Source organism: Zoogloea sp. (assembly GCF_041914405.1).
Lineage (GTDB): Bacteria > Pseudomonadota > Gammaproteobacteria > Burkholderiales > Rhodocyclaceae > Zoogloea.
In genome coordinates, this window is record NZ_JAYSDK010000038.1 from 1 (window position 1) to 25,923 (window position 25,923).

A 25,923-nucleotide genomic window follows, 5' to 3' on the forward strand; every position below is an offset into this window, starting at 1 on the left:
GAAACCAAGGCCGTCGAGTTCGTGAAGAGCGGCGCGGAGATTTACCGGAAGGTGTGAGTCGCTTGCGTTATTCGCCCCGGCTGCCGTTGTCGCGGTAGGTGGGGCGGATGCTCAGTAGCGGGCGCGAAGCGTGATGACGAAGTTGCGGGGATCGCCGTAGAAGTTGTAAGTGTTGGTGCCCCCCAGGCGGGTGTAATAGTGGCTGTCGAAAAGATTGTTGATGTCCAGCGTGGCTGACCAGGTCTTGTCGATGTCGTAGCCGAGTTGCACCCGGTAGACCGTGTAGGCATTTTGCGTGCGGGCGGCGATCGTAGGGCTGGGCGCGCCGCTGGCACTGGTTCCCTGACCTTGCATGCCAAGCCCAAGGCTGAATCCCCTGAGTGGGCTGTTTTCCGCAAACCGGTAGCGGGTCCAGAGTTTGAGCAACTCCTTGGGGTACCAGAAGCTGATGGGTTGGCCGGTGCTCGTACCGTTATTCACCCAGCGGGTGTCCATCCAGGTGTATCCCGCCGAGACATCCCAGCGCGGTGTGATCTGCCCCGCCATTTCGATTTCCCGCCCCTTGCTCTCCAGCTGGCCCGCTGCTGTGTAATAGCCGGGATTGTCGGAGTCGGCCAGCGCCCGGTTGGTGTCCCGAATGTTGAACACCGATGCCGTCACGCTCAGCCGGTCATTGAGCAGACTGGTTTTGGCTCCCATTTCATATTGTCGTCCTACGCGTGGGTCGAGCACGCTGTTGTCCACGCGCTTCTGGGTCTGGGGAACGAAAATGTCCGCGTAGCTCGCATATAAAGTGAGCGCTCGGCTGACGTCCCAGGTGAAGCCTGCGTAAGGCGTGAATTGACCTTCTGCGTTGGCGCCGCGGGACCACTCCGTTGGCACTGGATTGGGGGCCGTAGTGCGGGATTTGTTGGTGTAGTCCGAAAAGCGTCCGCCAAGGATCAGGCGGAGCGGGTCTGCGAGATTAAGGCTGAGGCGCCCGTAAACACCGCTTTGGGTCGTTACGTTGTGACTGCCGGTTCGATAGCTTACGGCGGGTTCCGCAACCAGGGGGGGATCGGCGAGGAGCACATTCGTTACGGTCAGCCCCGAACTGCCCGGCGAATTCGGATTGGCGCCTCGTCCGCGGCTGTCGAAACTGCTGAAGTTGGCGCCCACTAGCACGGCATGCTCCCGTCCCAAGAGCATGAACGGACCGCCGGCAAAGGCATCCACGGCCTCATGCACGTAGTCGTACATGAACTCCCTGCGCGCATAGCTGGCGATCCGCCCGCTGGCGGGGTCAACCCCGGCCGTTGCGTAGCCATCCTTGAAAAATTGACTCTGATCCCGGCGCATCAGCCTGAGCGACGCCGTCCAGCGGTTTGCGAAGCGATGGGTGAGATCGAGCCCGATATCGGTCGTATCCCATTCAATGCGATTCCAGTCCGGGTAAGGATTGAAGCTGCGTGGAACCGACAGTTGTCGGCCATCCGTGTAAGTGGGCAATCCTGAAAAGCCGGTCGAATCGTTGGTGAGATTGGCGACAAACAGGTTGAGGGTTGTTGCCCGGGAAAAGTCGTAGTCCAGGGTGAGGTAGCCCATCCACTTCTTGTCATGGATGCGGTTGAAGACGAAGTCCCGGTCTATGCCTGACAACACGCCCCGGGCACGCAGGCTGCGATCCGCGTTGAGCGCACCACTCACGTCCGCCTCCAGCCGCCGATTGGTCCAGGATCCATAGGATGCGAGGGCCGATGCCATGAGGTCTGCAGTGGGGCGCTTGCGCACAAAGTTCACCGTCCCGGAGAACGAGCCTGAACCTTGCAGCAGACCGGACGGACCGCGCATGACCTCGATGCGTTCATATAGTCCGAGATCGAACTGTTGGTACCCGGAAAGAGGCAAGGTGGAGGGCAGGCCGTCGTGCTGGACCTCGAGCGCGCCACCCCGGGAATGGAACTGTCCCTGGGTGATGTCGTTGGCGACCGCCTGGACGCCGGTGATCTGGGAAAGCGCATCCCAGGGGGTGACCATGTTCTGGTCGTCCATCTGCTGACGGGTCAGCACCGAGACCGAGTTTGGAATTTCCCGGATGGATTGAGGCAGTTTCCCTGCAACGGTTGTGGTTTCCGCCCGATACGATTCCGCGCGGCTGGCTTCCACCAAAACCTCAGGCAGCGCCTTGGCAGTGGCTGGAACAGAATCGGGTGAGGCCGCAGCGACACCCGCCTGGAGCGCACCCATGAGGAGCGCAAGATTGAGGGGCTTGGGCATGAGCAGTTTCCGCAAGTTCTTAGAGTCGTGGCAAGGGCCGCGATTCTAAGAACTTGCGGAATGCATGGATTGCGACTGATTGCCGCATCCTTTGTGCTGGCTGCCGGCTTGCCCTAGATCATCTCCCAGGCCAGCTTGCCGATCAGCACTGTCACCACCGCCAGGAAGGCCTTGCGCACGAAGCCGCTGCCGTGGCGAACGGCCAGTCGCGTGCCGACCTGGGCGCCGGCCAGGTTGCACACCGCCATCGTCAGCCCGATGCCCCACAGCAGCGGGCCGTGGCTGGCGAAGAAGGCGATGGCGGACAGGTTGGTGGCGACGTTGACCAGCTTGGCGCTGGCCGAGGCGCGTAGGAAGTCCATGCCGAACAGGCGCACGAAGCCGAAGATCAGGAAGCTGCCGGTGCCGGGGCCGAAGAAGCCGTCGTAGAAGCCGATCGCGGCACCGAAAGCCGCGGCGTGCCAGCGGTCGGACGGACGCAGTTCCCGCGTCGGCGCCTGGCCGAGCTCCTTGCGGCGGAAGGTGTAGATAGCCACCGCCAGCATCAGCACCATTACCAGCGGGCGCATCGCCTCGCGGGGCAGCCATGCCACCACCGCGGCGCCGAGCCAGGCGCCGACCAGCGCGGCGAGGGCGGCCGGCAGCACGACGAACCACGGAATCCGTACCGTCCGCGCGTACTGCCACAGGGAGGCGCTGGTGCCGGCGATGCTCGACAGCTTGTTGGTGCCGAACAGGGTCGGGATGGATACCTGCGGAAAGTGGCCGAGCAGGACCGGGATCTGGATCAAGCCACCGCCGCCAACGACGGCATCGACCGCACCGGCGAAGAAGGCCACGCTGCCGAGCAGCAGGAGTTCGAGGGACATGGGGACTGGCTCTTCGGTCGGGGGAGCGGCGATGGCTGGATTGGATCAGAAGGGATGGGATTTCCCGTGGGGGCGAATTCATTCGCCCTCGGCGGGTTGATCTCCCTCGACGGGCGAATGAATTCGCCCCCACAACCCCGAAGAAGGGGTGTGGGGGCGATGAGGGTGGATCAGGCTACGACGGGGGCTTCGGCGACCGGCAGGGCCTCGTCTTCTTCGTCGAAGGCTTCATCGACCGGGACAATGGCGTTTTCCCACTTGGCGACGACGCTGGTGGCGATGGCGTTGCCGAGTACGTTGGTGACGGTGCGGCCCATGTCGAGGAAGTGGTCGATGCCCAGCACCAGCAGCAGGCCGGCTTCCGGCAGGTTGAACATCGGCAGCACGGCGGCGACGACGACCAGCGAGGCGCGCGGCACGCCGGCGATGCCCTTGGAGGACACCATCAGCACCAGCAGCATGGTGATCTGCGTACCCAGGCTCAGTTCGATGCCGTAGGCCTGGGCGACGAACAGCGCCGCGAAGGTGGTGTAGATCATCGAGCCGTCGAGGTTGAAGGAGTAGCCCAGCGGCAGCACGAAGCTGGTGACGCGGTTCTTGATGCCGAACTTCTCGAGTTGCTCCATCAGCTTCGGATAGACCGATTCGCTGGAAGCGGTCGAGAAGCCGACCAGCATCGGGCCGCGGATCAGCTTGAGCAGGCGGAAGATCTCCTTGCCGAGCACGAAGTAGCCAGCGGCGATCAGCACGAGCCACAGGGCGGCCAGGGCGGCGTAGAAGCTGAGCAGCAGCTTGCCGAAGACGAGCAGCATGCCCAGGCCGTTGGTGGTGATGGCACCGGCGACGGCACCGAACACACCTACCGGGGCGAAGCGCATCACGTAGTCGGTGACCTTGAGCATCACATGGACGATTTCTTCCATCGTGCACACCAGGCTGCGCGCGGTCTGGCTGTGCAGGTGGCCGAGGGCGGTGCCGAAGAAGACGGCGAAGACCAGGATCTGCAGGATTTCATTGGCCGCCATCGCCTCGAAGATGTTCTTCGGGAAGACGTGGGTGATGAAGTCCTTCAGGTTCAGCGCGCTGGTCTTCAGGTTGGTGGCGGCGCCAGCTTCCGGCAGCGGCACGTTGAGGCCGGTGCCGGGCTGCAGGACGTTGGCGAAGACCAGGCCGAGCAGCAGCGAACAGAACGAGGCGCAGACGAACCAGCCGAGGGCCTTGAGGCCGATGCGGCCGACCGTCTTGGTGTCGCCCATGCCGGCCAGGCCGGCGACCAGGGTCGCGAAGACCAGCGGGGCGATGATCATCTTGATCAGGCGCAGGAAGACGTCGGTCAGGATGCCGAAGTAGGAGGCGATCTCCTTGGCCTGGGCGGGGGTGGCGGCCAGCGTGTTGCAGGCGTAGCCGACAATGATGCCGAGCACCAGGGCAACCCCGATCAGGGTCGTCAGCCGGTTCATTTTCATGATGTTCTCCTTGGTTCTATGAATGGAGGGCTGCTCAGGCGGCCCGGGCCGGGATCATTTGCGGCTTGGTCAGAATTTCGGGGCGCAGCACCTCGGCCAGTGCTTCGGCACTCATCAGGCCGCGGTTCAGCACGATTTCGGCGACGCCCTTCCCGGTGGCGTGGGCTTCGGCGGCCACGTCGGTGGCGTTGGCGTAGCCGATGTAGGGGTTCAGCGCGGTGACGATGCCGATGGAGCGCTCGACGCTGGCGCGCAGGGCGTCCCGGTTGGCGGTGATGCCGTCCACGCACAGGTCGGCCAGCGTGGTGCAGCCGCGGGACAGGTGCAGCACGCTCTTGAACAGGCTGTGGGCGATGATCGGCTCGAAGGCGTTGAGCTGCAGCTGGCCGGCTTCGGCGGCGAAGGTGACGGTCATGTCGTTGCCGATGACTTCGAAGGCGATCTGGTTCACCACTTCCGGGATCACCGGATTGACCTTGCCCGGCATGATCGAGGAGCCAGCCTGGCGGGCCGGCAGGTTGATCTCGCAGAAGCCGGCGCGCGGGCCGGAGGAGAGCAGGCGCAGGTCGTTGCAGACCTTGGACAACTTGGCGGCGACGCGCTTGAGCACGCCGGAGAGCTGGATGAAGGCGCCGCAGTCCTGGGTGGCTTCGATGAGGTTCGGCGAGGTGACCACCGGGATGCCGCTGACTTCAGCGAGACGGCGGCACACCAGGCCGGCGTAGTCCGGGTGGGCGTTGATGCCGGTGCCGATGGCGGTGGCGCCGAGGTTGATCTCGCGGATCAGCAGCGCGGCTTCCTTCAGGCGTTCCTCGTCCTCACCGAGCATGGTGGCGTAGGTGGAGAACTCTTGGCCGAGGGTCATCGGCACGGCGTCCTGCAGCTGGGTGCGACCCATCTTGAGTACATCGGCGAATTCGGTGGCCTTGCGCTCGAAGGCGAAGCGCAGGTGGGCCATGGCGTCCACCAGGCGGAAGATGCCCACGTAGGTGGCAAGCTTGAGCGCGGTGGGATACACGTCATTGGTGGACTGGCTCATGTTGACGTGTTCGTTGGGGTGCAGGAACAGGTACTCCCCGCGCCGGTGGCCCATGATCTCCAGCGCGCGGTTGGCGATCACCTCGTTGGCGTTCATGTTGGTGGAGGTGCCGGCGCCGCCCTGGATGACGTCCACCACGAAGTGGTCGTGGTACTGCCCGGCGATCACTTCGCGGCAGGCCTTGACGATGGCCTCGGTGCGTTCGCTGTCGAGCAGGCCCAGTTCCTGGTTGGCCTGGGCGGCGGCGAGCTTGATCTGGGCGAGGGCGCGCACCAGGTCGGGATAGGCGGCGATGGAGATGCCGCTGATGTTGAAGTTCTCCAGGGCCCGCAGGGTGTGCACGCCGTAGTAGGCGGCGGTGGGGACCTGGCGGTCGCCGAGCAGGTCGTGTTCCGTGCGGTAGATGGCGGTGGTGGTCATGCGTGTCTCCAATGCTTTTGAATGTCGTTTGCCGGGCCGTGGAGAGGCCGTCGTGCCCATTCATTTGCAGGAGCTGTGCCACCGCTCGGACCTCGATCCGAGTTTTTATCTGTATGTTTTTAAAGGATTTTATTTTCTCCGATTGCTGGTGTGTTCGGATTCCCGGAAAGGGGGCGGAAAAAGCATCCGGAAATCCGAACGCCGCGGGGATGAGGCGGGCTCAGTACCAGTTTGAATCGTCGTCGTCGGTCGCCTTACGGGCGGCGGCCTTCACGCGGACGGCCTCTTCGCGCAGGAAGGTGACGATCTGCCAGATCTCGTCCTCGCGGAGGGCCATGCCGAAGGAGCCCATCTGGGTGTTGGGGCGGCCCTTGGAGATGGTGTCGAACATGAATTTGTCGGAGTTGGGGCCGCCGGGGGCCCAGGCGCCGCGCACGAGCTGCGGGCACTTGCCGCCGTGGCCGCGGGTGTTGTGGCACTGCTGGCAGTTGCGGCCGAACAGCTCCTCGCCCTTGCGGGCGGCTTCGGCGTTGCCGGCGAGGGGATTAGCCGATGCGGCGGCAGGGGCACCACCGGCCGGCGTCACGCCGAAGGCATGGGCCAGGCCGCTGAGCCCGAGGGCGAGGCACAGGCCAATGGCGGACGCCCGCTGCCGGACGGCACGGGCGGTGAGAGATGTGGGGGATGTGGGGTGTGTCATGGTTCTCTGGTGTGGGGTCGTTGGTTTGATCACGGTGCCAGGCCGTGGGCCCGCAGGATTGCGTCGAGGCGGCCGTCGCTGCGCAGGCGGTCCACCGCGGCATTGACGTCGGCCAGCAGGGCCGGGTCGCCGTGGCGCAGCGCGAAGACGAAGCGGGTGCGGCCTGCCTCGGGCAGCGCCAGGCCGTCGCTGGCCGAGGCCTGGCCTAGCCTCCGGGCCTCGGCGAGGGCCGGTTGCCACAGCGCGGCGGCGTCCACGCTGCCGTCGGCGAGGGCGGCCAGCAGCGCGCCGTTGTTGCCGTAGGGCAGGCGGTGCAAGTGCTGCTGGAACAAGTACAGATCGGCCGGCGTGGCGGTGACCACGCCGATCCGGCCGAGCCGGCGGGCGTCGTCGAGGCTGCGGACTGGCTTGCGGGCGCCGACCAGCACATAGCCGGTTTCCAGGTAGGGCGTGCTGGCGGCCAGGCGTTTCTCGGCCAGGTCCTCGTTGGGCCCGCCGCTTTCCGGAATGCCGGCGAACAGCGCACAGGCGCCGCCGGCGAGGTTCTGCGCGAGGGCTTTGCCGAGCCCGCCGCGATTCGGGATGGTTACCCATGTCAGGCGGACTTCCCGGCCAAGCTGTCTGGCGACGGCGCGGGCCAGTTCGGCGTCGATGCCGCCGTCCGGCAGGCTGCTGGCCGAGAACGGGGGGTTGGCTTCGGCGAGGCAGACGGTCAGGGGGCCGCCGCCTGGTTCTGCCGGGGGCGGTGCGCTGCCGGCCGGCTGGCCGTGGGCGAGCAGGGCCAGCAAGGTGCCGCAAAGGCGTGTGCGCGGTGTCATGGATCGCTCCGCGGGCGCGGCCCAGGCTTCGGCCGCGCCCGCCGCAAGGGCTGGGACAGGGTTAGCGGTACTGCGGCGAGAGGGCGAAGACCATCATGCCGCCGCCGCGGTTCTGGTGCTTGAACAGCTCGCCGTACACCAGCGGCCACAGGCTGCCGCCGCCGGGGCCGTAGACGATGGCCACGTACTGCTGGCCGTTCACGTTGAAGGTGGTCGGGTTGCCGTGGATGCCGGTGCCGACGTTGAAGCGCCACAGGGTTTCGCCGGTGTCGTCGCGCATCGCCGAGAAGTAGCCTTCGGCGTCGCCGGAGAAGACCAGCCCGCCGGCGGTGGCGAGCAGGCCGCTGGTGGCCGGCGTGCTCTGCGGGCGCGTCCACGCCAGCTTGCCGGTTGTGGCGTCGAAGGCCTTTACTCCGCCGGTGTAGGGGTTGGCCTTGAGGACCTTGGACGACAGGAACCACTCGCCCTGCCGCCATTCCATTTTCTTCGCCTGGATATCCATCGAGCTGTCGATGTAGGGCACGTAGAGCAGCTTGGTGAGCGGGCTGTAGGCCGCCGGGTGCCATTCCTTGCCGCCGTCGAGAATGGGTGCGACGTCGGTGGCGACCTTGTCGTAGCCGGGCACCTTGTCCGGATTGACGATCGGGCGACAGTTGCCCTGGAAGCCGGTGACCCAGTTCACGCGGGCGATCGGCACCACCCAGTTGCACTTGCCGCTGTCCCGGTTGATGGAATAGACGTGGCCGTTGCGGTCGGCGTGCAGCCACACTTTGCGGCCCTGGTCGTCGTCCACCAGGATGGTCTCGTTGTTGCCGTCGTAGTCCCAGGAGTCGTTGGGGGTGTACTGGAAGTGATGCTTGATCTTGCCGGTGGCGGCGTCGAGGGCCAGCGTGGAGTTGCTGTACAGGTTGTCGCCGGCGCGCACGCGGGGGTCGAAGTCCGGCGTAGGGTTGCCGACGCCCCAGAAGATGGTCTTGGTCTTGGGGTCGTAGTTGCCGGTCAGCCAGGCGGAGGCGCCACCGGTCTTCCAGGAGTCGTTGGCCCAGGTCTTGGCGGCGGGGTCGCTGGCGCTGGTTGGGCGGGTGGTGGTCTGCCAGACGGTCTTGCCGGTATCCGGGTCGAGGGCGGTGATCTTGCCGACGTTGCCGCCCACGTCGGAGCCGGAGTTGCCGACCACGATCAGGCCGTTGGCGACCAGCGGCATCGAGGTGTAGATCTCGCCGGTGCGGTAGTCGCCGAGCGCGACGTCCCAGAGCACGCGGCCGGTGGTGTTGTCGAGGGCGACCACGTGGCTGTCGAGGGTCGCCATGTAAACCATGTTCTTGAACACCGCGACGCCACGGTTGACGGCCTCGCAGCACAGGCGGGGGCCGATGTCGCCGGGCAGCGGATGCTCGTATTTCCAAAGCATGCGGCCGCTCTCGCCATCGAGGGAGAAGACCTTGTTCTGGCTGGCGGTGACGTAGATGCGGCCGTTGACGACGGTGGTCTGGCTGTCCTGGGCGTCGTTCACGCCGAAGGACAGGTTCCACTTGGGCACCAGCCGCACGACGTTGTCGCGGGTGATCTGGCGCAATTGGCTGAAGCGGGTGGCCTGGTAGTCCTTGCCGTAGTGCAGCCAGTTGTTGGCGTCCTTGTCGGCGTTGATCAGCATGTCCTCGGACACGTAGTTGGGGCGCCACTTGAAGCCGGCTTCCAGAACGTCGACACCGAGGGGCGGCTCCGGATCGGCAGGGGCCGCGTCGGCCGCCAGGGCGCCGGTGGCGAACAGGGTCGCGAGCGAGGCGGCCAGCACGGACCTGGAAATGCGTTGGGTTTTTCTCATCGTTTTGTCTCCCGCTTTGAGCGTGGTGTGGTGAGGCTTGTCGTCGGGCCGCGCGAGGTGGTGTCGCAACGGCCGGCCAGTTCCTTCAGCCAGCTTTGTGCCAGGAGGTGAAATCTTTTCTTAACAAGGGCTTGCGTTCAGGCCGCGGTTGGTGGGCGAGACATCCTTCTCAATTCGGGCAGTCTGGCCGAGACAGGCGAGACAGCTGTCTCAAGCCCGCAGTGCTTCCCTGGACGGGGCGGTGGAGGGGGCTGGAGCGGACGCGGATGGCCCGGAGGGTGTAGTCTCGCCCCTGTCGGGCGGGGGTCGGTCGCTCCTGTCCGTCATGCGTCGCGTCAAGCGCGATGCGTCGAGGCCGGTCGGAATGACCGGGATGCGGGCCGGATGCGGTGTGTGACGAGTGGATCGATGTCTTTGCGGATTGCAATAAACGGGTACGGGCGGATCGGACGGTGTTTCCTGCGGGCCTTGCTGGCCTCGCCGATGCGGGAGGGGTTTTCGGTGGTGGCGATCAACGAGCCGGCCGATCTGGACAGCATGGCCTACCTGACCCGCTTCGATTCCACCCATGGCTGCTTTCCGGGCACCGTCGAGGTCGGTGACGGCTGCCTGCGCATCGACGGCAAGGACATCCCGGTCTTCCACGCGGACACGCCGGAGGGCGTGGACTGGGGCAAGATCGGTGTGGATGTGCTGGTGGAGGCCTCCGGGCGCTACAGCTACCGGCCGGAACTGCAGCGTTTCCTCGATGCCGGTTGCCGGCGCCTGCTGTTGTCCCATCCGGGGCATAGCGCCGGTGACGTGGACCAGACCATCGTCTTCGGCATGAACCATGAGTTGCTGAGCGGCGCGGAGCGCATCGTGTCGGCGGCGTCCTGCACCACCAACGCCATCGTGCCGGTGCTGTCCATCCTCGACGAGGCCTATGGGCTGGACCACGCGATGCTGACCACACTGCATTCGGTGATGAACGACCAGCCGCTCATCGACGGCTATCACCACACCGACCTGCACCGCACCCGCTCGGCAATGCAGTCGATGATCCCGGTGTCTACCGGCCTTGCCCGTGGCGTGCAGCGCCTGCTGCCGCACCTGGCCGGGCGCATCGAATCGAAGGCGATCCGTGTGCCGGTGGTGAACGTGTCGGCCATCGACCTGCTGGTGACGCTGAAGCGTGGCACCGACGCGGCCGAGGTGAAAGCCCGCCTGCGGGCGGCAGTGGAAGGCCAGGGCTCCGGCCGCATGGCCTACACCGACGAGCCGCATGCCTCCATCGACTTCAACCACAGCCCCCACTCGGCCATCGTGGACGGCGGCCAGACCCGCATGAGCGGCGACCGCCTGCTCAACTTGCTGGTGTGGTTCGACAACGAGTGGGGCTTCGCCAACCGGATGGTGGACGTGGCCGCCTTCTGGGGCTCGCGGATGGCTTGAGCGCGCAGCCGGGGCGCCCGGAGTCTAGTCCCGGACCGGCGGAATCTCCTGCAGGGCGGGGCCGCGTCCGAACACGTCGAGGATGGGGCGCAGGTTGGCCAGTTCGCGTGCGCAGGTCTCCGCGTCGTCCGGGCAGGTCTGGGCGAAATCCCGGCGGAAGTCGGCCAGCCGGCCCTGGTCGTGCAGGATGGTGGCCAATACGTTGAGGGCGTCGATGCGCTCGGCGTAGTCGCCGGGCTTGACGCCGGCGCCGTAGAACAGCGTGGCGATGCGATCGCGGCCGAAGTGGTAGGCGTGGCCCTGGCTGCTGTCCGTCGAGCCGTCCTCGTCGAAGGTGACGATCAGCAGGCTGTTGTGCTGGGTCGCCCAGGCGGCGTAGGGGCCGATATTCGTTTTCAGCCAGTCGTCCATCTCGCCGAGGGAGGCGCTGTGGGCGTCGTGCCGTTCGTTGGGGATCACCAGCGCCACATTGGGCAGTCGTGCAAAATCCAGCGGCCGACCGCCGGCGTCCTCGGCAAAGCCACGCCAGCGGCGCCCCTGCGGGTCGGTGCTGGCATGGAAGGCGAGGTTCACATCCAGCGGCAGCAGGAAGCGGCGGCGCTCGGGCGGAATGCGCTCCGTCGTTGCGGCGCTGGGCAGGGCGATCCAGTTGATGGCCGGGTTGTGCTTGCGGCGATAGAGGTCCAGCTTGGGATCGGCGTCGCCTTCCGCGTCCCATCCCGGATGGGGCAGGCTCTCCGAAAAGCTCAGGAAACTCCGCCCGCCGGCACGCAGGCTGGTGCCCAGGTTGGCGGTGGCAAAGGGGCGGCGGGCCGCAGGGATCAGCCGGTTGCCGATGCCGCTGGGCTGTTCGGTGCCGGGGCTGGCCAGGCGGTCGCCGTTGCGGGCCAGTTCGGCCTTGCCCCGGTAGGACGAGGACGGATCGGCGAACCAGTCCGGTAGCACGCCCTGGTTGCTGGCGGAAAACAGGTACAGGTAGTTGGGCTGGCTCGGGCGTGCCGACAGCGGGCGCTCGAAGCCGGCCGGGACGCGCCGGTAGGGCGTTTCGGCAGCCCAGGCGTTGGTGAAGCGGGCGCCATGCCGCGGATCCCGCGCCAGGCCGTTGAGGAAGGGCAGGGCCGGGTTGTCCCACACGCGCTGTTCGTCGCCGGCGTAGGCAGAGCGGTTCTCGAGCACCACGACGACGATGTGGTTGTAGGGCCGGTGCGTGGCCGGCGGGGCGGCGAACAGCGGTGTAGCAACGAGCAGGCTGGCGGCGGCGAGATGGGTGAGGCGCATGGGGGGCGGGCGGCAGTGGTTATGGGCGAATGAATTCGCCCCTACGGGGTGCCGTGCAGGGACTCCGTTCGCCCCAGTTGCGGGAACAGGCGTGTCCACAGCGCCACGACGAGCAGCGTGGCGGCACCGCCGATGAGTACTGAAGGCACTGCGCCGAACCACGCGGCGGTGAGGCCGGATTCGAATTCGCCGAGCTGGTTTGAGGCGCCGACGAAGATGGAGTTGACCGCGCTGACCCGGCCGCGCATCTCGTCCGGCGTCTGCAACTGCACCAGGGACTGGCGGATCACCATGCTGACCATGTCGGTGGCGCCGCCGATGGCCAGGAAGAACACCGACAGCCACAGGTTGGAGGACAGGCCGAAGGCGATGATCGATAGCCCATAGGCGGCCACCGAGCCGTACAGGATGCGGCCGACCGAGTGACGCAGCGGATTGCGCGCCAGCCACAGGGCCATCGCCAGCGCGCCGATGGCCGGCCCGGAGCGGAGCAGGCCGAGGCCCCAGGAGCCGGTGTGCAGCACCTCGTGGGCGATGATCGGCAGCAGCGCGGTGGCACCGCCGAAGAGCACCGCGAAGAGGTCCAGCGACATGGCGCCGAAGACGATGCCCTGGCCACGGATGAAGCGGATACCGGCGACGAAGCGCTGCCATGCGGAGCCGGCCAGCACGCGCTCCACGTGCACGTCGGGCAGGCGCGACAGGAAGATGGATGACAGGGCCAGCAGCAGCGCGGTGAGCGCATACACCACCGGCGCACCGAGCAGGTACAGGAAGCCGCCGAGGGCCGGTGCGATGATGGTTGCCGCCTGCATCGCCGAGGCGCTCAGGGCCAGTGCCCGCGGCAGTGCGGCGGGCGGCACGAGGGACGGCAGCAGGGACGCGCTGGCCGGCATCTGGAAGGTCTGGGCGGCGCCGAGGATCAGTACCACGCCGAAGATCAGCTCGCGGCTGACGAAACCGGTGGCGCTGGCGATAGCCAGCAGGGCCAGGCCGACGGTCTGCACCAGCTGCGCGGCGACGGTCAGCCAGCGCCGGTCGTGGCGGTCGGCCAGGTCGCCGGCGATGGCGGTGAGGAGGATGCGCGGCAGGAACTGGATCAGCCCGACGAGGCCCAGATCGAGCGCGCTGCCGGTGAGCTGGTAAACCTGCCAGCCGACCGCTACGTCCTTGATCTGGCTGCCCCCGCCGAACAGGATGCGGGCCAGCCAGAACAGCACGAAGGGGCGATGCCGGCGCAGGAAGTCCGGCGCATGGGGATCCGGCGAGGGAGCGCTCATTCGCCGCGGGACAGGGCCGGGCGACGGCCGATTTCCACCTTGAGGTCGAGCTTGTCCTTACCGCGGCGCAGCTCGAAGCCGGCCTTGCGTCCCGGCGAAAGCGCGGCGATGGCTTCCAGCATGGCCTGCGGATCATTGACCTTGCGCCCTTCGACGGCCAGCAGAACGTCACCGGGCTTGACGCCGGCCCGGTCGGCGGGACTGCCGCGCATGACGCCGGAGATGAGCGTGCCGTCGCTGGAAGGCATGCCGAAGGAGTCGGCCAGGTCGGAGGTGATGGCCTGCACTTCGACACCGATCCAGCCGCGCGTGACCGAGCCGCTCTGGATGATCTGTTCCATCACGTTGCGGGCCAGGGACACCGGGATCGCGAAGCCGATGCCGAGGGAGCCGCCGGAGCGGGAGTAGATCGCCGCGTTGATGCCGACCAGGTTGCCAGCCGCGTCGATCAGCGCGCCGCCGGAGTTGCCGGGGTTGATCGCCGCGTCGGTCTGGATGAAGTCCTCGAAGGTGTTGATGCCCAGATGGGAGCGGCCGAGGGCCGACACGATGCCCATCGTGACGGTCTGGCCGACGCCGAAGGGGTTGCCGATGGCCAGCACCACATCGCCGACGTGGAGTTGTTCGGTGTGGCCGAAGGTGATCGGGCGCAGCTTGCCGTCGGACTTGATCTGCAGCACGGCCAGGTCGGATTCCGGGTCGCGGCCAACGATGCGGGCCGGCAGCTTGCGGCCGTCGTTGAGGGCGACCTCGATCTCGTCGGCGGCTTCGATGACGTGGTTGTTGGTGAGGATGTAACCTTCCGGAGAGACAATCACCCCGGAGCCGAGGCCCGAGGTGCGCTGCTGGGGTTTGTTGTTGAGGCGGTCGCCGAAGAAATGGCGGAATAGCGGGTCATCGCTGAAGGGATTGCGCTGGGCCTTCACTTCTTTGCTGGTGAACACGTGCACCACCGCTGGCAGCGCAGCCTTGGCGGCGTCGGCATAGGAGGCCGGCCCTTTACCGGCGGGCAGCGCCGCGGGGGAGACCGCTTCCTGGATCGTTACGGAGGGCAGCATGGCGCGCTCGCCGATCCATTCGGGTTTCAGCGTGCTGACCACGAACAGGAGCGCCACCGAGACGGTGACGGCTTGGGTAAAGATGATCCACAGGCGATGCATCGTAAAATTGGCGACCGGAGACGCCAGCGGGCGTCCGGGAATTCTGAAGGGTTAAGGGGAGGCGGCCATGAACAGAGCCGAATTGCAGCGTTATCTCGACACTCTGCTGGATGTCGGTGGATTCAAGGATTATTGCCCAAACGGGTTGCAGGTGGAAGGTCGGGTCGAGGTGCGCCGCATTGTGTGTGGCGTGACGGCCAGCCAGGCGCTGCTTGATGCGGCTGTGGCGAAGGGGGCGGACGCGGTGCTGGTGCATCACGGCTACTTTTGGCGCGGCGAGGAAGGACGCATCACCGGCATGCGCAAGCGCCGGCTGGCGACGCTGCTTAACAACGACATCAACCTGTTCGCCTACCATCTGCCGCTGGATGCCCATGCCGAGCTGGGCAACAACGCGCAGCTCGGCAAGCTGATGGGTTGGCAGGCGGATGGGCGTTTCGGCGAGCAGGAACTGGGCTGGACCGGTTCGCTGCCCCATGAAACCAGCCTGACGGCGTTGGCCCGCCAGGCCGCCGCGCGGCTGGGGCGCGAGCCGCTGGTGCTAGGCGATGTGGATCGGCTTGTGCGGCGGGTGGCCTGGTGCACCGGCGGGGCACAGGGCTATTTCGAGCAGGCCATCGCCACGGGTGTGGATTGCTTCGTCTCGGGTGAGGTGTCGGAGCAGACGACCCATCTGGCGCGGGAGTCCGGTGTGGCCTACCTGGCGGTGGGGCACCATGCCAGCGAACGCTATGGTGTGCAGGCGCTGGGCCGCCACCTCGCCGAGACTTTCGGCATCGAAGCCGAGTTCGTCGAGGTGGACAACCCGGTCTGATCAGGCCGCCTTGCTGGCCGGGCGTGGTTCCATCTCGGCCAGGGTGAGCTCGGTGTTCGGCCGGTAGGTGCCCAGTGTGTCGTCGAGGACGGCGAGAAGGAGCAGGAGTTCCTCGACCACGCTGAGGGGGAAGCCCTGCCGCGTGCCGTTGCGGTTGTCACGCAGCAACTGATGGATGTAGACCTGGGCTTCCTGGGTGCCCCACAGCTCCTGCAACTGCTGCGTCACGTGCCCCATCTGCTCGACGGAGTCGGGGGCGCTGCGGGTGGCCTTGAAATCGTCCCAGGTAATCGTCTTGACGTTGAAGGTCTTGTTGAGCTGGCGTGTGAGGGCCTCGAACTCGGCCCGCATGCCGGCCACGTGGTAGACGTCGAGCAGCTTGATCCACGGTTTGACCGCCTGGCGCGGGTTGCTGCGGATGTAGTCGGCGAGGGTTTCGGCGGCGCCCTGGGTACGGCCGAAGGACATCATGATCTCCGCCAGCTCAAGGGCAGAGTCCTGCTCGTCGACGGTTTCGTCGAAAGGAATCGGATGGGCCGGCGCGAAGGTCGGGTCTGCCCAGTCGGCGGATTCATCGGGAACCGGTGGTGGCGGCGCGTAGGACTCCGGCCGCGGAGTCAGTGGCACTGCCACGGGCGGGACCGCCGGCTGCGGCGCCGGCTCCTCCGCGTGGCTGGGGACACCGTCCGGCTCGACACGGAAGTGGGGTTCGTCGGGCAGGCGGGAGTCCAGCTCCGCGGTCGACGGAGTGGCTTCGGGGCGCTTTCGGCGCATCAACAGCAGGGCCAGGCCGCCGCCGGCCGCGGCAAGAATGCTGCCAAAAAGTGCGCCGAGCCAGTTGATTGGGGCGTCCTTCTGGGCTTCCGTTGCCGGGGCAGGCTGGGGGGGGGCGGCTTTTGTGACCGGGGGCGCTTTCGGCGCGGGGGCTTGTCCAGCGGCCAGTTGCTGGTCCAGTTCAGCGATGCGTTTGCGCAGTACGGCCTGGTATTCCTCCAGGCGTTTGATCTTCTCGTCGAGCTCGAGCTGTGCCGCCACGCTCTCGTCGTAGGCGGAAATGGTGGGCAGCTTGCCGGGTTGGTTGGCAGGGGTCGGTGTCTCGGGGGCGACCGGCGTTCGAGCCAGCCGGTATTCGAGGCGGAGTGGCGTCCGCTCCTTGCTGACGACCAGCCGGTCGCCGGGAGTGCCCTTCCTGGCGCCGGCTTTGGCGACCGGACCACGCGGGCGACCAGGTGTCGTGCCTTGTCGCGTACTGCGTACGCCCGCCGCGGACGCACCGCGGGATGGGCGGGGCGCACTGGCGAGGCGGCGACTGATCGCGGGCCGCGCAGGCGCTTCGAGTGCCGGCGGACTGACGGTGGGAACGGTCGAGGTGGCGATCGGCGGCTGCAGCAGGATCGGGTAGTCCCGGCGGAATTCCGTTCCGCAGCCGATGCGCAGCCCCAGCATGGCAGCCGGATGATTGACTGGGCCGCGAGTCGTGATGCGCAGGCGCTCGCCGCTGAGCGAAATCCGTGCGTCGCGGAGCCACGGCAGGTCGTCGTTGCCGGACGAGGGGGCTGCAATCCGGAAGCAGTCAGGGTCGATCTCTTCCCCGGACGCCCGGGTCAGCCGGATTTCCGCGCGCAGCGGCTCCCCCAGCGCGGAGTGGACGACAAGATCGCTCAGCCCCATCGCCATGACGCTGGGGGCGAAGAGCAAAGCAAGCGTCGCGGCGAGTGTGACAGGGGGCTTGTGCGCGCTATTCATCAATGGGGACGGGGGCGACGGGATCGCGGTTTCATTGTTGTGCGTTGCGGCATCCACCGATGTACCGCAGTCGATACAATATTCTAGTGAAGTTTGCCGTCAGGCGCGGAGCCTTGTTTTCCGCGAGGCCGGGGCAAATGTTACGTGTCGTGAAATGGTCGACGGTTTTTCCGTGATCACTCTCCGGCCTGTTTCCTGTCAAAGCATTTTCTGATCATCCATGCCGCTTTCCAAGCCAGCCATCGGGCGTAGTCTTGCCCATACCCGCCGCATCGAAGTCCAGGGCTACCTGAGGGACGACGGCATGTTCGACCTGGACGCACGCCTGACCGACGAGAAGGCGGCGGACTATCTGCTTGCTTCCGGCATCCGCAGGGCCGGCGATCCGGTTCATGACTTGTTTATCCGCGTCACCATCGATACCTCATTCGAGGTGGTCGATGTGGAAGCCTGCTCCGAGTGGGTGCCCTATCCCGGTGGTTGCGACACCATCGGGCCCGCCTATCGGGCCCTGATCGGCCTGAATCTCGTGCGCGGTTTCCGCAAGGCCGTCAGTGAGATGTTCAGTGACGTGCGGGGATGCTCCCACCTCACCGAGCTGCTGGCTTCCCTGCCGACGGCGGCGATCCAGACCGTGGCCACCTTCCGGCGTGATACGGGAGAGGGTGAGGATGGCGGCAAGCCCTTCCAGCTCGACCGTTGTCATGCTCTCGAAACCACCTCTCCGACGGTGATGCGCTATTACCCGCGCTGGTACCGCAGGCTCGATCAGGCATAGGCCGGCAGGACGGTCGGTGTGCGGTGCAGCGTGAAAGCGGTTGTGTACGATGTTTCGTATATAATCGGACGATCCAAATACCGACATGTCAATAAGTAGGTCGGCAGAGGATTGTTTTTCGAGCACTCCGGTCGCATACGCCGGGTGGGCGAAAAGCGGGGCGGTACATACGTTGGACGAGGGAGAACGGCGTATGTGTCGCGGGGTGCGTGCTGACCCCGAAGAGTCCCATCAACCAAGCGTGAGCGGCCTTTATAAGGCCAAGACTTCGATCGAAGGGCAACCATGAAAATTCACGAATATCAGGGCAAGCAAATCCTGAAGAAGTTCGGCGTAACGGTTCCGCGCGGTATTCACTGCACGACCGTTGACGACGCGGTCAAGGCAGCTGAAACCCTGGGTGGCAAGGTTTGGGTCGTGAAGGCCCAGATCCACGCCGGCGGGCGCGGCAAGGGCGGTGGCGTCAAAGTCGCCAAGTCCCTGGACGAAGTGCGCCAGTACGCTGGCCAGATCCTCGGCATGCAGCTGATCACCCACCAGACCGGCCCGGAAGGCCAGAAGGTGCGTAATCTGTTGATCGAGGAAGGCGCCGACATCAAGCACGAATACTATGTTGCTGCGCTGACCGACCGCGCGACCCAGAAGGTTGCGATCATGGCCTCCTCCGAAGGCGGCATGGACATCGAGGAAGTCGCACACAGCACCCCCGAGAAGATCATCAAGGTCTTCGTCGATCCGCTCACCGGTCTGACCGACGAGCAAGCCCTGACCCTGGCCAAGGGCATCGGCATTCCTGAAGGCTCCGTGGCTCAAGCCGTGGACACCTTTAAGAAGCTGTACACCACCTACATGGAAACCGACGCTTCGCTGGCGGAAATCAACCCGCTGATCCACGAAGGCGACGGCACCATCAAGGCTCTGGACGCCAAGTTCAACTTCGACTCCAACGCCCTGTACCGCCATCCCGAAATCGTCGAGATGCGTGACCTGGACGAAGAAGATCCGGACGAAATCGAAGCCTCCAAGTTCGACCTGGCCTACATCTCCCTGGACGGCAACATCGGCTGTCTGGTGAACGGTGCCGGTCTGGCCATGGCCACGATGGACACCATCAAGCTGTTCGGCGCCGAGCCGGCCAACTTCCTCGACGTCGGTGGCGGCGCCACGACCGAGAAGGTGACCGAAGCCTTCAAGATCATGCTCAAGAACCCCAAGGTCAAGGGCATTCTCGTCAACATCTTCGGCGGCATCATGCGCTGCGACACCATTGCCACCGGCGTGGTCACCGCGGCCAAGGAAGTGCACCTGTCCGTCCCGCTGGTCGTCCGCATGAAGGGCACCAACGAAGAGATCGGCAAGCAAATCCTGCGCGATTCGGGCCTCCCGATCATCGCGGCCGACACCATGGCCGAAGCGGCCCAGAAGATCGTCGACGCGGTCAAGTAAGGAGTTAGCGAATGTCCATCCTGATCAACAAAGACACCAAGGTCATCACCCAGGGCATCACCGGCAAGACCGGTCAGTTCCACACCGAGAAGTGCCAGGAGTACGCGAATGGCAAGGAGTGCTTCGTCGCCGGTGTGAACCCCAAGAAGGCTGGCGAGAAGATCTTCGACATCCCCATCTACGCGTCCGTCAAGGAAGCGGCTGCCGAAACCGGCGCCACCGTGTCCGTGATCTACGTGCCGCCCGCTGGCGCAGCCGCTGCGATCTGGGAAGCCGTCGAGGCCGACCTGGACCTGGCGATCTGCATCACCGAAGGCATCCCCGTCCGCGACATGCTGGAAGTGCGCAACAAGATGAAGGCCAAGGTTGCGGCCGGCGGCAAGGAAACCCTGCTGCTGGGCCCGAACTGCCCGGGTCTCATCACCCCTGATGAAATCAAGATCGGCATCATGCCGGGCCACATCCACCGCAAGGGTCGCATCGGCGTGGTTTCCCGCTCCGGCACCCTGACCTACGAAGCTGTTGCCCAGCTGACCGAAATCGGTCTGGGCCAGTCTTCCGCCGTCGGTATCGGTGGTGACCCGATCAACGGTCTGAAGCACATCGACGTCATGAAGATGTTCAACGACGATCCGGATACGGACGCCGTCATCATGATCGGCGAAATCGGCGGTCCGGACGAAGCCGAAGCTGCCCAGTGGTGCAAGGCCAACATGAAGAAGCCGATCGTCGGCTTCATCGCCGGTGTGACTGCCCCCGCGGGCAAGCGCATGGGCCATGCTGGCGCGCTGATCTCCGGCGGCGCGGATACCGCTGATGCCAAACTCGCCATCATGGAAGAGTGCGGCTTCAAGGTGACCCGCAACCCGTCCGAAATGGCCAAGCTGCTGAAGGCCATGCTGTAATCAGGTCCGTTGCCTGATGTAGACCGCGCCCGTGGCTGAAGCCGCAGGCGCGGTTTTGTTTTTGGTGTTCTCGTTTTTTATCGGTTGGGTTTCACATGTCCGAGTTTCTGGTGCCGACGTTCTGGATGGGTTTGCTGCAGATCGTGGCCATCGACTTGGTGTTGTCCGGTGATAACGCGGTGGTGATCGCCCTGGCCTGCCGCCGACTGCAGCCGGAACAGCGGCGGATCGGTGTGTTCTGTGGCGTGGCGGGTGCTGTCGGCCTGCGCGTGGTGCTGACGGCCTTTGCAGCAAGCCTGCTTGGCTTGGCCTGGCTCAAGCTGCTCGGCGGGCTCGTGCTGCTGTGGATCGGAGCCAAGTTGTTGCTGCCCGAGGACGACGGTGGGCACGAAATCGATGCGGCAACCTCGGTGGCCGGCGCGGTCAAGACGATCATCGTGGCCGACTTCGTGATGAGCGTAGACAACGTCATCGGCGTGGCAGGCGCGGCGGGCGACAGCCTTGTGCTGCTCGGCCTCGGGCTGGCGGTGAGTATTCCGATCATCGTCTGGTCCAGTCAGTTCATCATGAAGTCGATGGAGCGCTTCCCCGTAATCGTTACCCTTGGTGCGGCTTTGCTGGGCTGGGTCGCGGGCGGCATGATTGTCGACGATCCGTTGTGGCGCGTCGTGCTGGTTGAGCGTCCCGGCTGGTTGAGGCCTCTGGCAGGGCTGGTAGGCATTGCCCTCGTGCTGGGTGTGGCGCGGATGCTGCGCAAGCGCGCCGGGGGGGGGCCGGAGCGGCAGATTCTTTGAGGCGGATTTTCTAAACTTCGGGCATGGATCAATTGCAACCGACGCGTTGGCGCATGGCCATGCTGTCCCATGGGGGGCGTGTTCGTACACGCAACGAGGATCACGTGTGCTGTGCCGAGGAGCTTGGCCTGGCGGTGCTGGCCGATGGGATGGGCGGGCACGCCGGGGGCGCGGTAGCCTCCCGCCTTGCCGTGGAAGCCTGGATGGGCTGCATGGAGTACGTTGTGGCCCACGGTGTGCCGAGCGTGGGGGACTTGAGGATGGCGGTTGCCGCGGCCAATCAGTCCGTTTACGAAGAGGCCCTGCGGGACCCGCTCCTGCGCCACATGGGAACCACGCTGGCCGGTGTCTGGCTGAGCCCCGTGCGGGCCTGCATGCTGGCGTGCCATGTGGGGGATTCGCGTATCTACCGCTGGCGGAACGAGGTGTTCGAATGCCTGACCCGCGACCATAGCGTATTGCGAGAGCAAAGCGACGCGGGCATGATTGATCCTTTGGCTCCCGGCTCTGCCGCATTGCGCGGCCTGCTGACCCGGGCGGTTGGCGTGGCGGCCTGCGTCGAGGCCGACGTAGCCGGTTTTCCGCTGCAGGATGGTGACATTTATCTCCTCTGCTCGGATGGGTTGACCGATATGCTTCCCGACAGCGAAATCGCGGATGTGCTTGACGCGCTGGGCGGCTCGCCCAGGCTGGCGGCCGAGCATCTGGTTGATCTGGCGAATGATCGGGGGGGCGTGGATAATGTTTCGGTTGTCATCGTGTCGTCGCGCCATGAAGGGCGGCTCGGCACCGAACTTGGTTGAGGCAGGTTGTCGATAGGAAGAGTGATGCCCAGGTTGATATTGAGCATGGATGGTCTGGTGTTGAAAGAAATGGCTCTTGAAAAGGAGCGGACGACCATCGGCCGGAAACCGCACAACGACATCCAGATCGACAATCTGGCGATCAGCGGCGAGCATGCGGCGATCGTGACCATCCTCAATGACGCATTCCTTGAGGACATGAACAGCACCAATGGCACCTATGTGAATGGGCAGCCGGTCAAGAAGCATGTCCTCAAGAACAATGATGTTATCGAGCTGGGAAAATACCGGCTGAAATATCTTGCCGACAGCACCGCGCCTGGCGCCGAGCAGGATGAGGCTGTGAGTTATGCCCAGGCAGCCGTCACAACCGATACGGGGCTGCCGTCCGGTGCCCAGGCTGATCTGACGGCCACCAATGCGGCGGCGCCGGTCGGTGCCCTCGGGATGATCCAGATCCTCAGCGGTGCCCACGCCGGCCGGACACTTGAGTTGTCCAAATCGCTTACGACCCTCGGCAAGCCTGGTTCCCAGGTGGCAGTCATCACGCGCCGTCCGCACGGTTATTTCATCACCCATGTGGAAGGGACGGTCTTTCCTGTCGTGAATGGACGTGCGCTGGATGCTCAGGCTCATCGTCTGAATGATAACGACGTGATTGAGCTTGCCGGCGTCAAGATGGAGTTCTTCACGAAGAGCGAAACTTGAGATGGACGTGACGGGCTGGGGGAGCGGGGCGCCTTTGCGGGGGGCTCATCCCATGGCCTGGCGTCCGATCAATTTCTTTCTGACCATTCGCGAGGGCCGGCGGCTTGGCCGGTCGCACTCGAGAGGTGCCGAGAGAGCAAAATGAAAATAAGGGTTCTCGGGTGCAGCGGCGGTATCGGTGGGCGCAGTCAGCGCACTACGGCGCTGCTGGTGGATCATGATGTGCTGATCGATGCTGGCACGGGCGTAGGCGACCTGGAGTTCGAGGAGCTCCTGTGCATCGACCACATATTTGTGACCCATGCCCACCTCGACCACATTGCGATGATCCCGTTGCTCGTGGATACGGTCGGCGATGCGCGCTCGATGCCGATCGTAGTGCATGGCTCCCCCGAGACTTTGCGGATCCTGCGCTCGCACATATTCAACTGGCTGGTGTGGCCTGATTTTTCCTCGATTCCCGATCGCGGCAACCCTTTCCTGCGTTTTCAGGAGATGAGGGTCGGCGAAACGGCTCGCCTGGGTGGCGGGCGGCAGGTCACCATGCTGCCGGCCTTGCATACGGTCCCGGCGGTGGCCTATCAGCTGGCTGAGAGCGGTCGCAGCTTGGTGTTCTCCGGTGATACGGCTTATTCCGACGCCCTGATTTCCGCCATCAACGAGATCCCGGACCTGCGCTATCTGATCATCGAAACCGCCTTTCCCGACGCGCAGCAGGACCTGGCCCTGGCCTCCCGGCATCTGTGCCCGAGCCTGCTGGCCTTGTTCCTCGAAAAGGTGAGGGCGAAGCCCGAGGTGTGGATTACCCACCTCAAGCCGAGCCGGGCGCAGACGACGCTGCAGGAGATCGCCGATAGTTGCGGGCAGTTCGAGCCTAAGGCGCTGTACAACGGTCTCGAGCTGGTCCTTTGACGCCGGGCACGTGTGCTGAGGCGCTTGTTCGCTTGTCTCCGCGAGGAGGTGAGCGGGTTCTTCGCCCGTGCGGGGCGGTTTATTTTCCGGATATGACATTCCTATGAGAAGCAGCGCTCCCGGCAGGATGGGTGGCAGTGACGTGGCGAGCCGCTTGGCCTTTTTCAAAGGGCTGCAGGCGGTTACCAACCGGATTCATGCGACGCAGAACATAGATGAGATCATCTTTGAGCTGTCGTCGGAGATCTGCACACTGTTTGCGGCCGAGCGCATGACGATCTACGTCGTGGACGATAACCGCAGCACCATCTCGTCGCGGGTCAAGACCGGCCTGCAGACGATCCGCACGATCCGCCTTCCCATTGCCGAGAACAGCGTGGCCGGCTACGTGGCGCTGACCGGGAAAATGCTCAACGTCGCCGATGTTTACGATGAGGCGGCGCTGAAAGCCATTTCTCCGCGCATGGAGTTCCGCCGGGAAGTGGATGAGCGTTCCGGCTACCGCTCCCACCAGATGCTGGTGGCGCCGATCCGGCAGGAGGACGGCGATGTGCTGGGTGTGATCCAGCTCATAAACAGCCGCAGCGGTGAGGCGTTTTCCGTTGTCGCCGAGGAGGGTATCCAGGGGCTAGGCCAGACGCTCGCGGTTGCCTTTACCCAGCGTCGTCACGCGCTGATCCAGCCGAAATCCAAGTATGAGGGTTTGGTGTTCGACGCCAAGCTGACCGAGCAGGAGCTCGGGGCTGCAACCAGCCAGGCGCGGGAGCAGGGTATTTCGATCGAGCAGCTCCTGATCTCCGAGTACGGGGTCAAGCCGGCAGACATTGGCAGCGCGATTTCCCGCTTCTTCGGTGTGCCCTACGAGCCTTTCCGCCCCAATCGCGTCAGGCCGCTCGATCTGCTCCGTAACCTGAAGAAGGAGTACGTGCTGCAGGCAGAGTGGCTGCCGCTCGAGGAGGGGCCGGATGGCTTGCTGGTGATGGTCACGGACCCCGAGCAGGCGACTGCCTCGCGCGTCGTGCAGAACGTCTTTCCAAAGGCGGTGCCAGTGTTCTGCGTGACCACCCATGTGGAGTTCATGCAGACCGTTGCTCAGCTGTTTGCGGCAGGAGGTGATGGTGGGTCGGTGAACGATCTGTTGTCCGACATGGGGGAGGATGACGGGGATGGTGCCGTCGCCGCGGATGACGCATCGGCAGCGGCGGACAACGAGCTGGTCAAGCTGGTGAACCGGATCATCATAGACGCCCATCGCCAAGGTGCGTCGGATATCCACATCGAGCCGCGACCGGGCAAGGAAAAGACCCAGATCCGTTTCCGCAAGGACGGCTCGCTGGTGCCCTATATCGAGATTCCAGCCAGCTACCGCAGTCCGATCGTCGCGCGCATCAAGATCATGTGCGACCTGGACATCTCGGAGCGGCGCAAGCCACAGGACGGCAAGATCAGGTTCCGCCGCTTCGCCCCCCTCGACATCGAACTGCGGGTTGCCACGATTCCCACCACGGGTGGCATGGAAGACGTGGTGATGCGATTGCTGGCCAACAGCGAACCCTTGCCCCTCGATCAGCTGGGACTGCTGGAGCACAACTTCACCCGTCTCCAGCAGACGATCGCCAAGCCCTACGGCATTTTCTTCGTGTGTGGGCCGACCGGGTCGGGCAAGACGACGACCCTGCATTCCATTCTGGGCTCCATCAATACTCCGGACACCAAGATCTGGACGGCTGAGGATCCTGTTGAAATCACCCAGAAGGGGCTGCGCCAGGTTCAGGTGAATCGCAAGGCTGGGCTCGATTTCCCGACGGTGATGCGTTCCTTCCTGCGGGCCGACCCGGATGTGATCATGGTCGGTGAAATGCGTGACAAGGAGACCGTCTCCATCGGTCTGGAAGCATCACTGACAGGCCATCTGGTGTTCAGTACCCTGCATACCAACAGTGCGCCGGAGTCGGTAGTGCGGTTGCTTGACATGGGCATGGACCCCTTCAACTTTTCCGATGCACTGCTTGGCGTTCTGGCCCAGCGCCTGGCCAAGCGTCTGTGCGGAAAGTGCAAGCAGCCCTATCACCCGGAAGAGGCCGAAATCCGTCACCTGCTCGATGAGTTCTGCGAGGAGCTGCGCAACACCACGGCCTTTCAGGAAGATCCGGTTGGCGCCCGTGGCAACATCCTCAACGGCTGGCGTCAGCGTTACGCGGATGCACAGGGTCGCTTCACCCTGTATGCCCCGCAAGGCTGTGAGCACTGTACCGGCGGGTACAAGGGCCGGCTCGGGCTGCATGAGCTGATGATCGGGACGGACCGGATCAAGGAATTGATCCAGGGGCGCAGCCGGGTTGCGCTGCTGCTAAGTACGGCGCTCGAGGAGGGGATGCGGACCCTGCGCCAGGACGGCATCGAGAAGGTGCTGGCCGGCCTGACGGATCTCAAGCAGGTGAGCAAGGTCTGCATCCGTTGACCCTGCTCACC

Annotated in this window: 21 protein-coding genes; 10 read left to right on the forward strand and 11 right to left on the reverse strand. The window is 65.0% G+C overall.

The window, feature by feature from the left end; translation table 11 throughout:
- Window positions 1–111: 111 nt before the first annotated feature.
- The 7 genes from ACE3RX_RS19365 to ACE3RX_RS19395 all read right to left on the reverse strand — a co-directional run bounded on the left by ACE3RX_RS19365 (window position 112) and on the right by ACE3RX_RS19395 (window position 9,393).
- A complete protein-coding gene (locus tag ACE3RX_RS19365; RefSeq protein WP_374486607.1) occupies window positions 112–2,256 on the reverse strand; it encodes a TonB-dependent siderophore receptor in 2,145 nt (714 codons plus the stop codon).
- Between the two features lie 113 nt (window positions 2,257–2,369).
- Window positions 2,370–3,125 (reverse strand): sulfite exporter TauE/SafE family protein, encoded by a 756-nt coding sequence (locus ACE3RX_RS19370; protein WP_374486608.1) that lies wholly within the window; start codon window positions 3,123–3,125, stop codon window positions 2,370–2,372.
- 170 nt (window positions 3,126–3,295) lie between these two features.
- A complete protein-coding gene (locus ACE3RX_RS19375) occupies window positions 3,296–4,591 on the reverse strand; it encodes a dicarboxylate/amino acid:cation symporter (RefSeq protein WP_374486609.1) in 1,296 nt (431 codons plus the stop codon).
- Window positions 4,592–4,625: 34 nt separating this feature from the next.
- Window positions 4,626–6,050, reverse strand: coding sequence for an aspartate ammonia-lyase (gene aspA / locus ACE3RX_RS19380; RefSeq protein ID WP_374486610.1), 1,425 nt, complete (start codon window positions 6,048–6,050; stop codon window positions 4,626–4,628).
- A gap of 220 nt (window positions 6,051–6,270) precedes the next feature.
- Window positions 6,271–6,750 (reverse strand): cytochrome c, encoded by a 480-nt coding sequence (locus ACE3RX_RS19385; protein WP_374486611.1) that lies wholly within the window; start codon window positions 6,748–6,750, stop codon window positions 6,271–6,273.
- A 29-nt stretch (window positions 6,751–6,779) separates the two neighbouring features.
- Window positions 6,780–7,568 carry a substrate-binding periplasmic protein gene (locus ACE3RX_RS19390; protein ID WP_374486612.1) on the reverse strand — a complete coding sequence of 263 codons (789 nt, stop codon included), beginning with the start codon at window positions 7,566–7,568 and terminating at the stop codon, window positions 6,780–6,782.
- A gap of 61 nt (window positions 7,569–7,629) precedes the next feature.
- Window positions 7,630–9,393 (reverse strand): PQQ-dependent dehydrogenase, methanol/ethanol family, encoded by a 1,764-nt coding sequence (locus ACE3RX_RS19395; RefSeq protein WP_374486613.1) that lies wholly within the window; start codon window positions 9,391–9,393, stop codon window positions 7,630–7,632.
- 408 nt (window positions 9,394–9,801) lie between these two features.
- Between ACE3RX_RS19395 and ACE3RX_RS19400 the strand changes: the two genes are divergently transcribed.
- On the forward strand, window positions 9,802–10,827 hold the full coding sequence (locus ACE3RX_RS19400) for a type I glyceraldehyde-3-phosphate dehydrogenase (protein ID WP_374486614.1): 1,026 nt from the start codon (window positions 9,802–9,804) through the stop codon (window positions 10,825–10,827).
- Between the two features lie 24 nt (window positions 10,828–10,851).
- On the opposite strand, the gene ACE3RX_RS19405 is transcribed toward ACE3RX_RS19400, so the two are convergent.
- Genes ACE3RX_RS19405 through ACE3RX_RS19415 form a run of 3 tightly spaced genes read right to left on the reverse strand, consistent with a single transcriptional unit; the run spans window position 10,852 to window position 14,545 of the window.
- Window positions 10,852–12,105, reverse strand: a complete 1,254-nt coding sequence (locus ACE3RX_RS19405; protein ID WP_374486615.1) for an alkaline phosphatase family protein — start codon at window positions 12,103–12,105, stop codon at window positions 10,852–10,854.
- A gap of 41 nt (window positions 12,106–12,146) precedes the next feature.
- Window positions 12,147–13,385, reverse strand: coding sequence for an MFS transporter (locus ACE3RX_RS19410; protein WP_374486616.1), 1,239 nt, complete (start codon window positions 13,383–13,385; stop codon window positions 12,147–12,149).
- The gene (locus ACE3RX_RS19415) at window positions 13,382–14,545 is read right to left on the reverse strand and encodes a Do family serine endopeptidase (protein ID WP_374486617.1); all 1,164 of its coding nucleotides are present in this window, start codon (window positions 14,543–14,545) and stop codon (window positions 13,382–13,384) included. Before ACE3RX_RS19415 ends, ACE3RX_RS19410 begins: the two co-directional genes overlap by 4 nt.
- Before the next feature lie 67 nt (window positions 14,546–14,612).
- Between ACE3RX_RS19415 and ACE3RX_RS19420 the strand changes: the two genes are divergently transcribed.
- The gene (locus ACE3RX_RS19420; RefSeq protein ID WP_374486618.1) at window positions 14,613–15,359 is read left to right on the forward strand and encodes a Nif3-like dinuclear metal center hexameric protein; all 747 of its coding nucleotides are present in this window, start codon (window positions 14,613–14,615) and stop codon (window positions 15,357–15,359) included.
- Here the strand turns inward: ACE3RX_RS19420 and ACE3RX_RS19425 are convergent, their stop codons facing one another.
- Window positions 15,360–17,105: a FimV family protein gene (locus ACE3RX_RS19425; RefSeq protein ID WP_374486619.1), complete on the reverse strand. Its 1,746-nt coding sequence runs from the start codon at window positions 17,103–17,105 to the stop codon at window positions 15,360–15,362.
- A 220-nt stretch (window positions 17,106–17,325) separates the two neighbouring features.
- Between ACE3RX_RS19425 and ACE3RX_RS19430 the strand changes: the two genes are divergently transcribed.
- The 8 genes from ACE3RX_RS19430 to ACE3RX_RS19465 all read left to right on the forward strand — a co-directional run bounded on the left by ACE3RX_RS19430 (window position 17,326) and on the right by ACE3RX_RS19465 (window position 25,912).
- On the forward strand, window positions 17,326–17,883 hold the full coding sequence (locus ACE3RX_RS19430; protein WP_374486620.1) for a DUF2889 domain-containing protein: 558 nt from the start codon (window positions 17,326–17,328) through the stop codon (window positions 17,881–17,883).
- Window positions 17,884–18,168: 285 nt separating this feature from the next.
- The gene (gene sucC / locus ACE3RX_RS19435; protein ID WP_374486621.1) at window positions 18,169–19,329 is read left to right on the forward strand and encodes an ADP-forming succinate--CoA ligase subunit beta; all 1,161 of its coding nucleotides are present in this window, start codon (window positions 18,169–18,171) and stop codon (window positions 19,327–19,329) included.
- 11 nt (window positions 19,330–19,340) lie between these two features.
- Complete coding sequence (gene sucD, locus ACE3RX_RS19440; protein WP_374486622.1) at window positions 19,341–20,234, forward strand: succinate--CoA ligase subunit alpha; 894 nt, start codon at window positions 19,341–19,343, stop codon at window positions 20,232–20,234.
- Between the two features lie 95 nt (window positions 20,235–20,329).
- Window positions 20,330–21,028, forward strand: a complete 699-nt coding sequence (locus ACE3RX_RS19445; RefSeq protein WP_374486623.1) for a TerC family protein — start codon at window positions 20,330–20,332, stop codon at window positions 21,026–21,028.
- Window positions 21,029–21,081: 53 nt separating this feature from the next.
- Window positions 21,082–21,831, forward strand: coding sequence for a PP2C family serine/threonine-protein phosphatase (locus ACE3RX_RS19450; protein WP_374486624.1), 750 nt, complete (start codon window positions 21,082–21,084; stop codon window positions 21,829–21,831).
- Window positions 21,832–21,855: 24 nt separating this feature from the next.
- Complete coding sequence (locus ACE3RX_RS19455; protein ID WP_374486625.1) at window positions 21,856–22,539, forward strand: FHA domain-containing protein; 684 nt, start codon at window positions 21,856–21,858, stop codon at window positions 22,537–22,539.
- 141 nt (window positions 22,540–22,680) lie between these two features.
- Window positions 22,681–23,451 (forward strand): 3',5'-cyclic-nucleotide phosphodiesterase, encoded by a 771-nt coding sequence (locus ACE3RX_RS19460; protein ID WP_374486626.1) that lies wholly within the window; start codon window positions 22,681–22,683, stop codon window positions 23,449–23,451.
- Window positions 23,452–23,554: 103 nt separating this feature from the next.
- A complete protein-coding gene (locus tag ACE3RX_RS19465) occupies window positions 23,555–25,912 on the forward strand; it encodes a GspE/PulE family protein (protein ID WP_374486627.1) in 2,358 nt (785 codons plus the stop codon).
- Window positions 25,913–25,923 lie beyond the last annotated feature (11 nt).